Raw genomic sequence first — 12,781 nt, 5'->3', positions numbered from 1 at the left:
ACTTACGCGAATTTACTGGCAAGGAACTGCGTTAATAACCAGAGAAGATAACTGATGATTATAGGAATTGGGACTCGCAGGGGCGTTACAAAAGAAGAGGTTATTGAAGCCGTAAAACAGGCTCTCGATGAGTGCGGTCTGAGTTTGGAAGAAATTACGGCTTTAGCCTCTGCGAAACTTAAGGAAAATGAACAAGGGCTTCTGGAAGCGGGAAAAACACTCGGCATTCGGGTGAATTTTTTGCCAGACGAGATGCTAAACAGCTACAATCCTCCTTCAGCCTCTCAGGCTTCCCGCTTTGGGTTAAAAGGAGTTGCAGAACCTGCTGCTCTGGCCCTTTCTGAAGAAAAACAATTAATTTGCAGGAAGAAGATCTATGGCAGAGTCACAATCGCAATCGCAAGATAAGGCAACTAAGGGAAAACTTTACATCGTAGGGATCGGACCGGGGTCTGTAGAACAGATGACGATCAGAGCCAGGGATGTAATCCTTAACGCCGATTATGTGCTCGGAAACGGTACTTACCTGGACCAGATAGCAACCCTCCTCGGAACCCAGGAAGTAATCCGCAGCTATATGGGTAAAGAAGTAGACAGAGCAAGAAAGGCAGTAGAGCTTGCAAAAATTGCAAATGTTGCCATGGTCAGCGGCGGTGATACCAATGTCTACGGAATGGCAGGCATCGTGCTCGAGGTTGCTGAACATGAAGGGCTTGAAGTTGATATAGAGGTTCTTCCGGGAGTCACGGCAATTTTAGCTGGGGCAAGTATGCTCGGCGCGCCTGTTGTAACGGATTTTGCAGTTATCAGCCTGAGCGACCTCTTGACTCCCTGGGATGTCATTGAAAAACGGCTTAATCTTGCTGCAGAAGCCGATTTTGTTATGGCGCTCTACAACCCAAAGAGCCGTAAGAGACAGTCTAACTTTTCCAGAGCTATTGAAATTATCCGCCATTACAAGGCCGATTCCGTGCCTGTGGGACTTATAAAGAACGCTTTACGTGGGGAAGGTGAGGACAGGATCGTAACAACTCTTGGAAAAGTAATGGACTGCGAAGATTGGGTAGATATGAGCACCACGATCCTTATCGGAAACGGAGATTCCAGAATCTGGAGCTCTCAAAAGAAGGACTTCATAATCACTCCCAGGGGGTATCACAAAAAATATGACTACTGAACAGAGTGCTAATGAAAAGGCCGGAAAACTTGATAACCTTGAAGAGTTTACCGAGCTTACGGTTGAGGTAGATCCCGAACTTGTAAGCATTTGTAAGGATTCCGGGGCAAGAACTGAAGAAGCCAAAGCCATTTACATGAAAAGCCGGACAATGATCCAGGAACTCATCGGTAATAAAACTCCTGAAGATCGCTTCCGCCAGCGCTGTGTTATTGCTACTGGAGACCCTTCTGTGGCAGATATTATGCGTTTCATGCATGATCCCATTCCTGCAGGTGTGGAAGCGATTAAAAAGGGCGCCCCGATTTTTGTGGATATTAATATGGTAAAAGCCGGGATTACAAAGGCAGGGCATAAATCTGAAATTATTTGCGTGCTTGATGAAGACCCAAATGCCGAAATCGCTAATAAATATGGAATTACGCGTACATCAGCAGGTTTCCTCGCTGCCCGGGAACGGCTTGATGGGAGTATTATTGCAATTGGAAATGCGCCTTCTGCGCTTATTATGGTCTGCAAACTCATAGAAAAAGGTGTGAGGCCAGCTCTTATTATCGGGCTGCCAGTAGGTTTTGTAAATGCAGCTGAATCCAAGGAAATGGTACGAGATCTGAAAATTCCTGTACCTTCTATTAGCTGTGTCGGGACAAGAGGCGGAACTCCTATGGCGGTTGCATGCGTAAATGAGCTTGTTGCAATCGCAAGAGAAAGTTAAAAATAATACTTTCTCTCATTTTTTCATTTACATTTTTTTGCCTGATCTTTTATTTTGAGTTTTTCAGTTAACTGGTTTATTTTCCAATATCTTTTTCATCCTATACCTTTTCTATAAATTTCTTATTTCTCACTAACTTGTATTTCAAATTCTAAAAATAATTTCTTATGTGTTTTTGTACTTTAACATTATTTTTGTTATGAGTTTAAAAAGTCCAATTTGAACCTAAATAGTCAACTACTAATCAAAATTGACAATACGTGTAAATTAAATTAATTGTGGTGAGATTATATGAAAAAATTATTCTCAATGTTACTTACTCTTGTAGTCTTGCTATCAACGACTACGAGCGTAGAAGCTCTGGAATCTAAGACACTAGAAAGACATAATGGTGCGTCTGCATATGCAGAATGGTATGAGACACAAGACAATGCAACTACCTATACATACTTATCTGTAATTGAAACCAAGGATGGTACTGATATCTATGTATCAACTTACACTTACGGGCCAGACTATTGGTCCGAGAAATGGGGATACATGTTCACAAAGGATAACGTTTTCAAGATGGATAAAAAACTCAACTCTGCAAGCCTTTCTGAGGTAGAGATTGATGTCAATAACCGGTATACAGGTGAAACCGATACTTTGGCTGTCAAAGCTAACTGGACTGGTGTGGGCGATATCTCAGGAGGATCTTCTTCATACAGTTCAAGGAATGGAGACTATGTATGGAAAAGTAGTGACAGTTCAACTTCTAGGGAAGCTTCAGCTACAGCCAGTATAGACGGCTTGAGCCTTGAAACAAGTTCCTCTGCCAGTCTATCTAACTTCAAGTCTGCCTATATGAGTATGGAAAAATAAGTACATGATGATTATTATTAAAAAATTAAACTCTTTGGCTTTTACTTTTACTATCAATTTTTTTATATTTTTATTTCCATCTACAATTTTTTGTAATAATTTTATTTTAAAGTCATGGTCTGTTTATATATTTTTTAAAGTATTTCGAAAGCTCTGGGGATTAAGAAATTAACCTGCCGTCAAAAGTCTTCACGTTTAATGAATTGACTACTATGGGGCTAAAAATCCTTCACGCTTCCTTTTTTCATGAACATCAGTTGGCTATTAGTCTTCTTAGTTTGGTTTATTCTCCTTTCGGATGTCTAAACGATTAGTAAGTTCATTTGCAATCTCACGGCTATTTTCAAACAAAACAAAAATATTTATAAATTATGATGTAGTGTAAGCAAAGTAAGATAATGTCATCTACTTGCGCTCCTATAATTATGGCATACAAATACAAAGAAAGCAAATGGCATATGAAACGTTGACGTAAAAGGAAAAAGAGAGTAACACAAATGATATCAATGGTGTAAGCCGGAATACCTCTTTCTCCAGATGCAAATTCACTATTTTATGGGCTTCTGTTATCCAGAGTATTCTCAATACGACTTCTAATAAGGTATCTAAAAGGAGAGCCATGGTTTTAAAAAAAAGATAAACTTGACCTGTAAATTTCACTTCGAAAATGTTACTGCAGTCTTCTGAATATAAATAGAGGTGGAAAAATGGTAACAGAAAATGTCTGGTCCCATTTTGGAATGTGGTGGGCAGTTGGCCTGTGGATAATCATCTACGGGGTGTTTCTTTTATTTGTACCGTTCTATAAAAAGAGCCAGATAAAGCCTGCTGGGGTCTATGCAGCGTTTGTTGTCGCATTTGCGCTTGAAATGTTCGGTGTGCCTTTCAGCATGTTCGCGATAGGATGGCTCTTTGGCATTACGCTTCCCGAAGGTGTTTTATGGGGCCATACGCTTGTGCAGTATATAGGCTTCTGGGGAATGTACTTAGGAATACTCATATCACTGACCGGAGCTGCACTGGTCGTGTCAGGCTGGAACCAAATTCATAAGAATTACTGGAGTAAGGAAGAAGGACAGGGAAAGCTTGTTACAACTGGCATTTATAAATATATTCGCCATCCTCAATATACTGGATTTTTCATGATAACCCTGGGAATGATGTTGGAATGGGCGACTTTGCCTCTTATAATACTCTATTCTTTGCTTCTTGTCCTTTATTACAGGCTTGCAAAAAAAGAAGAAATTGACATAGAAAAAGAGTTCGGTAATGAATATCTAGAATATAAAAAGAAGACGAAGATGTTTATTCCTTATATTCTCTGATTCCAAATATAAATTAGCGTCTTTAGGGGCATAGATCAATACACTTTGGCATCTATGCCCTAATTTTCGAATCTTATGTATATGGACTTTTTTAAATAAACCACTGATAATGGTTCTGGTAAATCATCCATAATCCAACCAAGACGAGTACTATTCCAACTCCTTTTTTGAAAATAACATCCCACTTTGAAATAAGCCGGATTTTTGAGGAGGAAAAGTGCGCTGAGTACGCAAGCAAGAGCATTGGCACCGCAAATCCAAGCGAATAAATTGAAAGGGTAAGTGCTCCCGTAATAGTATTCCCTTCTAAAGCTACCATGGTCAAGATCGAGCCTAGCATTGGTCCTACACAAGGGATCCAGAGAACCCCTAGAGAAAGGCCGAGCAAGAAGCCTGAAACAGGTCCTTCATCATTCATTTTTCCTAAAAGGGGAAATTTTGAAAATGAATTGAATAGGCTTATGTCAAAGAGTAGTGCAAAGCCCATTATGAGAATCAAGATCTCTGCGAGAATCTTCAGTTGATCTGTATATGCATTGAATACTGCCCCAAAGGCAGAGGTTGCAACTCCCATTATGGTGAAGGATATTGAGACTCCAAGTACTATTGCAAGGGGTCTATACCTGTTTTTTCCTGCGGATGTTGCCAGGACAGCAGGCAGAAGGGGAAGGATGCAGGGGGACAGGACACTGATAATTCCTGCTCCGAATGCAGCCACAGGGGAAATAACTTCATAATACATGGTTTTCAATTTCTTTTTTTAGTTTATTTATTATAGTTTTTTCCCAGAACTCTGGGATTTACTGTAAATTTGAACTTTAATCTTAATGAGTTTAAAAGTTAGTTCTATCCATTAATCCTTAATTGGATGTTTTTTTCCCTTCCTGGAGAAGGGCAAGGTTTATACGATTTTCATACACCTCTTTTTCCATTTGTCCTTGAATTCTAGCCTGGAATCTATCCTTAGTGACTGTTCCGTTTTCTTGCAAGTATACATAATCACCATCTTCGATACCCACGACCAAAGAGGTGTCAGGGACGTATCCTATCTCAAAATAAGCTTCAAGATCAGGGCTCTCAGTTATATCTATAGACGTAATGGTGGCTCGTCCTGCGTATTCTGTTGCAAGTTCTTCAAGCATGGGCTTCATGGCCTGGCATGGTCCACAATGTTTAGACCCTATTTTCAAAAGAACCGGCCCCTGCGCGAGGGATGCGTTTATCTGTTCAAGGGAGATCACCTCAACCACATTACTTTCTTGCTGGGTTTCCTGGATGGTTGTGTTCTGCTCAGACTCATTTGCTTCGACAACGCTATAATTCTCCTGAACTGCCTGGGTATCTGTGAAATTTCCCTGGCTTTCTTCAGTACAGCCCGCAGCAAAGATTACAGCTGCAAGCAGAATCAATAGTATAACTAATTTCTTCATGTTCTCAACGTTAATTTTTTTGTTTTATAGTATCTTGCATATTATTTAGTAATTATGTTACGTGGCAATAATTTTCTTTTCTCACAAATAGCCTCTATTTTTACAGATAACCTTTGTTTTCTGTTGATTGTAAAATCCGAATTCTAAAGTAGAATTCCTTATAAACCTCAAATAATTAACTGTAAGAAAAGAAAATATGTATCTAGTTTAAGAGACTTTTGGTCTGTCAAAAATATATTATATATACTTAATGACCTGGTAATGAAAGTAAATACAGAGATAATAGAAAAATACATAAAACAAGAACAAATCTCAAAACAAGCAATTATTAATTACTAGGGTTAACTGATTGAAGAAAGGCTAGCCTCTAAACTGGCTAACCAATCAAGAAAAATTATACTCAAGGAAGCGTTTGAATTTTTCAAACCTTTTCTTCCTTTTATTTTTCCTTAATCCTCTCCCAGAGTTTTTTCTACTGCGGTAACAACAGCTTCGAAGTTCTTCTGCCATTCCGTACTGTGGTCAAGTAGGCCCTGGACAACAGTGCCTTTATCTTCCATTTCTGCGACTTTGGGCTCAATAGGAAGTCTGGCAAGAATCGGAATATTGAAGTCTTTTGAAGCTTTTTCCACGCCTCCAGTTCCGAATACCTCGATTGACTTGCCGCAGTGAGGGCAGACAAGCCCATGCATATTGTCAACAAGCCCTATTATAGGCACTTTGAGTTTTTCAGAGAATTTAATTGACTTTCGGACGCTAATCAGGGCTACGTCCTGGGGGGTTGTAACAAGTACTGAGCCGTCACAATTGGGAATCAGCTGGGCCACACTCAGGGGTTCGTCTCCTGTTCCCGGGGGCAAGTCTATAATCAGGAAATCAAGTGCTCCCCAACTAACTTCTTCCAAAAATTGTTTGATTGCTCCCATTTTGGCAGGGCCTCTCCAAATTATAGGAGAATCTTTGTCTCCAAGAAGAAAGCCAACAGACATCATAGAAAGGTTAGGAAGTACCGAGATTGGAAGAATGCCCTCTTCATTAACATCAGGTCTTTGAGACTCTATTCCGAAAATTGTAGGAATTGTCGGGCCGTGGATATCGCAGTCCAGAAGTCCAACTCTGTATCCGCGCAGAGCCAGCCCAGCAGCCAGATTTGCTGCGACTGTACTTTTCCCTACTCCTCCTTTCCCGCTCATTATCATGATCTTGCGTTTGATGCGCCTGAGATTGACTACTATTTTTGGCTCTTCTGGCTTTTTCGACAAGCTCTCAAGTGGTTGAACCTTATCTGTCATTTTTATCGCCTGTGTAAAATTTCCGTATTTTTTTCCCGATTTTCAAATTTCTTTTTTATGTGTCAGCATCTTCATTAATGTCAGGGATCTCAGCGCTGATATAGTTACCGCCCTTTATCTCTATCGCTTTTCCTGTGCTAAGGGCAAAAGCGATTTTCATTCTTGCAGCTTTCAGATCTTCCCAGAAAGCTCTCCTTGATATTCCTACCCTTATGGCTGCATCTTCCTGCTTGAGCCCTTCAACATCTACAAGTCTCAGGGCCTCAAGCTCTTCTACTGTGATGGACACAACCTCAAGATCAGCTAGCGGGACTCCTCTGGGCTTGAAATATGTGATATCGGGTGTTTGCTCAACACGCCTCGGGCACTTTGGTCTTCCTCTGCATTTTTTCATGGGTTACTTATGCACATTGCGGAATAAATATATAACAATTTCTCTTTCTGAACAGAAAGATATATATATTTATGTACAAATGAGTAAAACTGTCACTGTCTGTTAAGCCTTTTTTTAAAAAGGCTTGCTTCCTGAGGCGCAAGTCTCTTCAAAAATCCTCGTAGAATTATTTATACCTTCACAGCTTATCTGTGACTATAATTTCTTATTCATGTTAAAAACCCGGGAGAAAAAAGTGTGCAGTGCGCGTTATGCCGGATTAAGGAATGTACAAGAGGCAAAAACTGTTCTGTCATTAAATCTGGGCTTGAGTATACAGGCGACAATCTGAAATCAATCCAGACTTCTGCTTGGCTTGAATCCGATAATGTAAAAAGAACAAAACTAGAAGAGATAGCTATTTATGCAAAAAGGCTTGGGTATACAAAAATAGGCGTCGCTTTCTGTATTGAGTATGAGCGAGAAGCCAGGCTGGTTTATGATATTCTCTCTAGATACTTTGAGGTATTTTCGGTTTGCTGTAAAGTCTGCAGTTTTGAAAAAGCTAGTCTTGGAATTAAAAAATCCGAGAATCTGGAATTTGAAGCAGTCTGCAATCCTATAGGCCAGGCTCTTCTCCTGAATGATGACCTTACGAACCTCAACATCATGCTGGGGCTTAAAACAGGCTATGACATCCTCTTTGCAAAATACTCTGAAGCTCCTTCTATAGCACTGCCTGTTGAAGAATTACCACAGCTAGCTGATTCAAAAATCGATGTTATTGAATGAATTCTTTTGCTCTTTGAGTTCAAGTCTTGGAGAAATACATGCTCAAAAAATCGAACACCTCTGGGTCTCATGCTAAAACCGAATCTAAATGCCTGAAGATTAGAGCTCATCACCTTTGCTGCATACAGGGTTTTCAAGGATATGGATACAGCCCGGTTTTTGTGGCCAATCTGCGGGCCATAATTTCAGACATAAAGGCTTTTCCTTCAAGACTTCTGGAACTGGTATCTGAATGTGATGTAATCTGTGCTTCCTGCCCAGGCAAAAGAGAATGCGCTGCGCAGGAGTCAAATAGCTCTCGCGAGATCAGGAATATGGATCTTGTTGTTATGGAGAAATTAAAGATAAAAGAAGGAACAATTATGAAGGCATATGAAGCCTTCAGGTTAGTCAATTCGCTACTTAATAACACATCTGACATTGAAGATGTCTGTGGAACCTGCAAATGGAGACAGAAGTGTCTCTGGTATATGCAGGATAACAGATAAATTAATGATAGATATGTATCTTTAATTCCAGATTTATGAATAAGTAAATTCCTTTTTACTATTTTTATCTTTAATTTTTACTCGAGATTTTTTATTTCAGACTTTTTTACCTGACTTTTATCTTAAACCTGCGCTGATCTCGTATATCTTTGCAAGAAACTCAATGTTCTGAATTGCATTCTGTTCTATTCCCAGTTCGTATGGGGAAAAACCAAGAGCAAGGCCCAGTAGCTGAGAATAGTGAAGGACAGGGATCGAGTAATCTGTTCCAAATTTTTCATTGACTGCGAGCTGTCCTCTGTCAAATTGCAGGTGGCAGAAAGGACATGCATTAACAATACAGTCAACGCCTGCTTGCCTAATACAGGCTAGTTTATGCTCGAGCATCTTAAGGGACTCGACGGCATGGCCTGAGCGTACTCCTCCTCCTGCTCCGCAGCACATCATTTTGTCGGTATAGTCTACGCTTTTTGCACCTGTAGCTTCAACAAGTTCATCAAAAAAAACTGGAGCCTCTGTTTCTCCAAGTTTTCGATCTCTTGAAGGCTTAATTAGGTGACATCCGTAATGCAGTGCCACTTTAAGGTCAAGCGGAGTTGTGATATATTCCTTGAGTTCTTCAGGCCCAACTTCTTTATATAGGAATTCAATTATGTGTCTTACTTCGACAGTACCTTTGAACTCCATGCCGATCTCTTTAAGGCACCTGTTTGTGCACGCCATTAACTCAGGGTCCTTTTTCAGCTCCAAATTAGCATCTGCCAGGGAGCCATAGCAACCGTTGCAGACTGTGAGAATATCCCTTTCTAGTTTTTCCGAAAGAACTATGTTCCGACTGGCAAGGGCAAGCCAGGTTGCTTTATCAAAGGACTTGAAGACTCCTGGAGCAGGACAGCATGAAGCTTCTGGCAGGTCGGATACATCTATATCAAGCTTCTCCAGGCAGAATTTAGTTGCTTTTTCAATTCCTGGGTATCGGTTGGGTACAATGCATCCAAGAAATAGCGATAGTTTTTCCATATTCTGCCTCCTTATTTTTGAGCCACGATCTCGTCAAATTTACATGCTTTGAGAAGATTCCTTAGCTCTTGTAGGGCTTCAGGATACTTCTGGACAGTCTCAGGTATTGGGTCAAGCCCGAGTTCTTCCCTCTTTTGCTTTGTTTCTTTGTCTAGAGGGACTGCATGCCCGAACTCCACGACCATTTCCGATATTTTCCTGTGTTCTGGAAGCATGAAACCTTCTTTTATTGCAAGTCTCCTGAGCTCCAGGAGGGCCTCGGTAATTGGTATATTACGCGGACAGCGTTCTTGGCAGGTATAACAGGTAGTACAGAGCCAGAGGGCATCATCGGAGAGAATTGCTACCCTATTTTTGCGTGCATCTCTAAGAATTCTTCGCGTATTAAGCGCGGTCTGCCTTCCTGAAGGACAACTACCTGTGCATGTGCCACACTGCATGCAGGAAAGTATGTCAAGTCCCGCAGCCTTTAACACTTTTGGCAATTTTTCATTCATACAGGTTCACTGTCTGATTTAGTTGATCATCATTTTTAGAAAAGAAAGGTAACAAAAATAATGAAATCAAGAGAAAACTCTGCAATTGAAAGCGATTTTTGGATTTTACGATAAACAGGTATTTCCTGACAAATTCTCCCGTAATTAGTCCTTTTCTAGATTCTTCAATCAGCTTTTTTCTTCCAGATTTTTCTCATGTTGACTATTAATCTCATAATATTTAACATAAGCTAAATTTGCTAGAGTTCAATAGCAGGGGTAAAGAATTTGGATCCAGATAGGCAAGCATTAGTTCTCAGGTTTCTTTTTTTGCATTCAGGCAGAGATTCTTGTTTCACATTTTTCCTTAAAATCTGTGCCATCTGTGCTTACATATATTATTCCTACTATTATATAAAAATAAGTTTTCGAAAGGATATTCCTTTTCCCAAATTCCAAATCTTCCCTTCGCTGCTTCTTCTTTTATTTCTGTCGCTATTTTTACAAGGTTTTATCAGGAGAAGTTTATTCCGAGGTCTTTAAGTCCATTGAGTTTTGCAAGATTAATCAGTAGTGGTGTAAGTGATTCCATAGTACTTGCTTGTTTAAGGGAGCCTCCATCCAGGGGTTTAAGGCATCCCATATGCTCTGTAAGTTTAATTACCAGCTTCTTTGCTTCAGCATCATCACTGCACACCAGTGCATGGTGTACGGCCTTACACTTGACAACATCTCTCAATTTTCCTGCCGGGATATTGTGGAAGGCTGCAACAACTTTTGTAGAAGCCGGAACATTTTTCTGAATTGCAAGAGCGGCTGAACCTTCTTCCGGAGGTTTATATACAAAAAGGTCTCCTTCTTTTACCATCGGGACTACAGGAGTGATCAAAATCTTGTTTTCAAGAGCCTCACGAATATCGTTCAGCAGAGGTAAAACGTAGTCAAAACGAATTGTAGGAATTATTATTTCGGCTGCTTGTGCAGCTTCAAGGTTACTGTTTCCTGTAATGGTTATCCCAGATGTATCAAACCCGCAGTTCTCAAGCTCGGATAAAGCTTGTTTTGCGGCTTTTTTGGCAGTTTCCTTGGATCTGGAACCTATAATTACCTCGTTCTTTACACCTTCAGGCATAAGGTTTTGAAGGGCTAGTCTGAGCACCATTCCCTCCCCTATGTTTCCTGTTCCTCCAAGAACAGCTATTTTTAATTTTTGAGAATTCAATTTAAACAAAACCTCCAGTTTGCTATATCTTCCATAAAATCTGTCCAAGAGTTAATATAACTTCTGTCTTCAGCAATTAAATTAGGATAGCGAATTGAATGATAATAATAAACTAAATACGACAATTGGATTAAATATGATAATGCACTAGGTAACGATAAAGAATTAAATTGTGACATTACTTATGGCAGTCCGAAATTTCTATTCAGAATTATCACAATTACTTTGAATGTTTTCCCAAATTAAAAGGTAAAATTTTAATCGTTTTTCTTTTTTGATTTTGCTTTTTCATACCCGAACCCTTACGCGAATTTCATTCAAGAAGTAAAACTCCGATACATACAGTTTTCTCAGGATTGCAGAATTCAAGTACGAGTCCTGCCTTTTCCATTGCTTTCTGAAGGTTTATTCCTACAGCTTCAGGTGCAAAACGTCTCAACTCCGGCTTTATGCACTTTTCAAGATTACAAGTATCGCATTCGTTGCATGAGCCGGGTCTAAGGAGATGTGCAAAAGTGAAACCTTCTCTGAAAGCTTCCTGTTCAAGCTCTAACATCTTATGGAAAGAGTCCTTGCGAATTTCTCCCCAGGCTTCAAGGACATCCGACACCTGTGAAGTATCACGTTCATCGACAAGTAGAAGCGCACTATTATATTCTTCAATGATTTTTCTAAACTCCTCAACCGACATAACATTAGGCGGACAGCTCAATCTCTTTCCGTAACCCCTACAGCCATAAGCGCATTTTAGAGCAATCCTGTTCTCAACCGGAATATCTCCTGCATCCACAAAATAAGCCTTGAGCCCCATTCCTGATGCCTTTTCGATAAGATCCTCGAATTTTCCTAACATGATATCCCCTTTTCAAAAAGCCTTTTGTTTTTACTTTTTCCTTTTCAATTTGTTTCCTTTCTAATTATTTCTTCCTTTTTGAGATATGAACTTAGATTTCATTACTAAGAGTCACTTTTTATCTTTTTACAAAATCTCTGCAAAAAATATCGTTTTTTAACAAATCACTGCGAAAAATGTTATTTTCGTTGTGAAAAAATAAAATTATTATGTACGTTTACTATGTACATCTATTTATCATGTACATCTGTCCATAAATTCATGCCAAGTTTTCTATTATAGGTTACACTTCTATAATTGATAACAGATAACTTAGTAAAGGGATTCCCATGATCAAAAAAGTACCTTTAACTGAACTGAAAAACCGGATGAGAAACTTTAGGAAATGAATGGATATTTCGAGTCCCGAATGGGAAATGGCTGTTGTTTTCAGCAAAATTAATCTTTATTATTTTACGGGGACGATGCAGGATGGAATGCTGATCATCCCTAAACACGGAGAAACAACCCTCTGGGTACGCCGCAGCTATGAAAGAGCTTTGGATGAATCCTTATTTCCAAATATAGAATCTATGAACAGTTTTCGTGATGCCTCAAAGAGCATAAGCGGGCTTCCGGATACAGTATATCTGGAAACTGAGGTTGTTCCCCTGGCTTTATACCAGAGATTTCGAAAACACTTTCCTTTTCAAAGTTTCAAGCCGATAGATCCCCAATTTTGCGCGGTCCGAGCAATTAAAAGCGAATATTAGCT

Annotated in this window: 16 protein-coding genes; 8 read left to right on the top strand and 8 right to left on the bottom strand. The window is 39.7% G+C overall.

The genetic code is table 11. From position 1 onward, the window contains the following. The first annotated feature begins 54 nt into the window (after positions 1-54). The 5 genes from BP861_RS13450 to BP861_RS13430 all read left to right on the top strand — a co-directional run bounded on the left by BP861_RS13450 (position 55) and on the right by BP861_RS13430 (position 4,081). Positions 55-408 (top strand): cobalamin biosynthesis protein, encoded by a 354-nt coding sequence (locus BP861_RS13450; protein ID WP_292376369.1) that lies wholly within the window; start codon positions 55-57, stop codon positions 406-408. Beyond that, complete coding sequence (gene cobJ / locus BP861_RS13445) at positions 377-1,177, top strand: precorrin-3B C(17)-methyltransferase (RefSeq protein WP_292376368.1); 801 nt, start codon at positions 377-379, stop codon at positions 1,175-1,177. The genes BP861_RS13450 and cobJ overlap by 32 nt, the downstream gene beginning before the upstream one ends. Continuing rightward, a complete protein-coding gene (locus tag BP861_RS13440) occupies positions 1,167-1,892 on the top strand; it encodes a precorrin-8X methylmutase (RefSeq protein ID WP_292376366.1) in 726 nt (241 codons plus the stop codon). Before cobJ ends, BP861_RS13440 begins: the two co-directional genes overlap by 11 nt. Before the next feature lie 291 nt (positions 1,893-2,183). Further along, on the top strand, positions 2,184-2,756 hold the full coding sequence (locus BP861_RS13435; protein WP_292376364.1) for a hypothetical protein: 573 nt from the start codon (positions 2,184-2,186) through the stop codon (positions 2,754-2,756). A 707-nt stretch (positions 2,757-3,463) separates the two neighbouring features. Beyond that, positions 3,464-4,081: a methyltransferase family protein gene (locus BP861_RS13430; RefSeq protein WP_292376362.1), complete on the top strand. Its 618-nt coding sequence runs from the start codon at positions 3,464-3,466 to the stop codon at positions 4,079-4,081. Positions 4,082-4,172: 91 nt separating this feature from the next. Here BP861_RS13430 and BP861_RS13425 read toward each other — a convergent pair whose 3' ends face one another. From BP861_RS13425 to BP861_RS13410, 4 genes are all read right to left on the bottom strand, one after another. Further along, positions 4,173-4,823 carry a cytochrome c biogenesis CcdA family protein gene (locus tag BP861_RS13425; protein ID WP_292376360.1) on the bottom strand — a complete coding sequence of 217 codons (651 nt, stop codon included), beginning with the start codon at positions 4,821-4,823 and terminating at the stop codon, positions 4,173-4,175. 118 nt (positions 4,824-4,941) lie between these two features. Beyond that, positions 4,942-5,511 (bottom strand): thioredoxin domain-containing protein, encoded by a 570-nt coding sequence (locus BP861_RS13420; protein ID WP_292376358.1) that lies wholly within the window; start codon positions 5,509-5,511, stop codon positions 4,942-4,944. 449 nt (positions 5,512-5,960) lie between these two features. Next, positions 5,961-6,803, bottom strand: a complete 843-nt coding sequence (locus BP861_RS13415) for an Mrp/NBP35 family ATP-binding protein (protein WP_292376356.1) — start codon at positions 6,801-6,803, stop codon at positions 5,961-5,963. A 55-nt stretch (positions 6,804-6,858) separates the two neighbouring features. After that, on the bottom strand, positions 6,859-7,197 hold the full coding sequence (locus BP861_RS13410) for a DUF134 domain-containing protein (RefSeq protein ID WP_292376354.1): 339 nt from the start codon (positions 7,195-7,197) through the stop codon (positions 6,859-6,861). 237 nt (positions 7,198-7,434) lie between these two features. Here BP861_RS13410 and BP861_RS13405 point away from each other — a divergent pair, with 237 nt between their 5' ends. After that, positions 7,435-7,968 (top strand): DUF1847 domain-containing protein, encoded by a 534-nt coding sequence (locus BP861_RS13405; protein ID WP_292376352.1) that lies wholly within the window; start codon positions 7,435-7,437, stop codon positions 7,966-7,968. Positions 7,969-8,006: 38 nt separating this feature from the next. Continuing rightward, positions 8,007-8,456: a DUF1284 domain-containing protein gene (locus tag BP861_RS13400; protein ID WP_292376350.1), complete on the top strand. Its 450-nt coding sequence runs from the start codon at positions 8,007-8,009 to the stop codon at positions 8,454-8,456. Between the two features lie 117 nt (positions 8,457-8,573). On the opposite strand, the gene hdrB is transcribed toward BP861_RS13400, so the two are convergent. From hdrB to BP861_RS13380, 4 genes are all read right to left on the bottom strand, one after another. Beyond that, entirely contained in the window at positions 8,574-9,476 is a 903-nt protein-coding gene (gene hdrB, locus BP861_RS13395) for a CoB--CoM heterodisulfide reductase subunit B (protein ID WP_292376348.1), read from the bottom strand. 11 nt (positions 9,477-9,487) lie between these two features. Beyond that, a complete protein-coding gene (hdrC, locus tag BP861_RS13390) occupies positions 9,488-9,973 on the bottom strand; it encodes a CoB--CoM heterodisulfide reductase subunit C (protein WP_292376345.1) in 486 nt (161 codons plus the stop codon). A 493-nt stretch (positions 9,974-10,466) separates the two neighbouring features. Further along, positions 10,467-11,174 (bottom strand): NADPH-dependent F420 reductase, encoded by a 708-nt coding sequence (npdG, locus tag BP861_RS13385; RefSeq protein ID WP_292376344.1) that lies wholly within the window; start codon positions 11,172-11,174, stop codon positions 10,467-10,469. 313 nt (positions 11,175-11,487) lie between these two features. Continuing rightward, positions 11,488-12,027 carry a DUF2284 domain-containing protein gene (locus tag BP861_RS13380; RefSeq protein WP_292376342.1) on the bottom strand — a complete coding sequence of 180 codons (540 nt, stop codon included), beginning with the start codon at positions 12,025-12,027 and terminating at the stop codon, positions 11,488-11,490. A gap of 389 nt (positions 12,028-12,416) precedes the next feature. Here BP861_RS13380 and BP861_RS13375 point away from each other — a divergent pair, with 389 nt between their 5' ends. Next, positions 12,417-12,779 carry an aminopeptidase P family N-terminal domain-containing protein gene (locus BP861_RS13375; RefSeq protein WP_292376339.1) on the top strand — a complete coding sequence of 121 codons (363 nt, stop codon included), beginning with the start codon at positions 12,417-12,419 and terminating at the stop codon, positions 12,777-12,779. The last annotated feature ends 2 nt before the right edge of the window (positions 12,780-12,781 follow it).

Source organism: Methanosarcina sp. UBA411 (assembly GCF_002495725.1).
In the GTDB taxonomy this organism is placed as follows: domain Archaea; phylum Halobacteriota; class Methanosarcinia; order Methanosarcinales; family Methanosarcinaceae; genus Methanosarcina.
The sequence above is the reverse complement of the archived record's forward strand: the minus strand, read 5'-3'. Positions and strand labels throughout refer to the sequence as shown.

Excerpts from the sequence above, each read along its gene's own strand:
- BP861_RS13450 (WP_292376369.1), top strand. The coding sequence starts at position 55 with ATGATTATAGGAATTGGGACTCGCAGGGGCGTTACAAAAGAAGAGGTT.
- cobJ (WP_292376368.1), top strand. The coding sequence starts at position 377 with ATGGCAGAGTCACAATCGCAATCGCAAGATAAGGCAACTAAGGGAAAA.
- BP861_RS13440 (WP_292376366.1), top strand. The coding sequence starts at position 1,167 with ATGACTACTGAACAGAGTGCTAATGAAAAGGCCGGAAAACTTGATAAC.
- BP861_RS13435 (WP_292376364.1), top strand. The coding sequence starts at position 2,184 with ATGAAAAAATTATTCTCAATGTTACTTACTCTTGTAGTCTTGCTATCA.
- BP861_RS13430 (WP_292376362.1), top strand. The coding sequence starts at position 3,464 with ATGGTAACAGAAAATGTCTGGTCCCATTTTGGAATGTGGTGGGCAGTT.
- BP861_RS13425 (WP_292376360.1), bottom strand. The coding sequence starts at position 4,823 with ATGTATTATGAAGTTATTTCCCCTGTGGCTGCATTCGGAGCAGGAATT.
- BP861_RS13420 (WP_292376358.1), bottom strand. The coding sequence starts at position 5,511 with ATGAAGAAATTAGTTATACTATTGATTCTGCTTGCAGCTGTAATCTTT.
- BP861_RS13415 (WP_292376356.1), bottom strand. The coding sequence starts at position 6,803 with ATGACAGATAAGGTTCAACCACTTGAGAGCTTGTCGAAAAAGCCAGAA.
- BP861_RS13410 (WP_292376354.1), bottom strand. The coding sequence starts at position 7,197 with ATGAAAAAATGCAGAGGAAGACCAAAGTGCCCGAGGCGTGTTGAGCAA.
- BP861_RS13400 (WP_292376350.1), top strand. The coding sequence starts at position 8,007 with ATGCTCAAAAAATCGAACACCTCTGGGTCTCATGCTAAAACCGAATCT.
- hdrB (WP_292376348.1), bottom strand. The coding sequence starts at position 9,476 with ATGGAAAAACTATCGCTATTTCTTGGATGCATTGTACCCAACCGATAC.
- hdrC (WP_292376345.1), bottom strand. The coding sequence starts at position 9,973 with ATGAATGAAAAATTGCCAAAAGTGTTAAAGGCTGCGGGACTTGACATA.
- BP861_RS13380 (WP_292376342.1), bottom strand. The coding sequence starts at position 12,027 with ATGTTAGGAAAATTCGAGGATCTTATCGAAAAGGCATCAGGAATGGGG.
- BP861_RS13375 (WP_292376339.1), top strand. The coding sequence starts at position 12,417 with ATGGATATTTCGAGTCCCGAATGGGAAATGGCTGTTGTTTTCAGCAAA.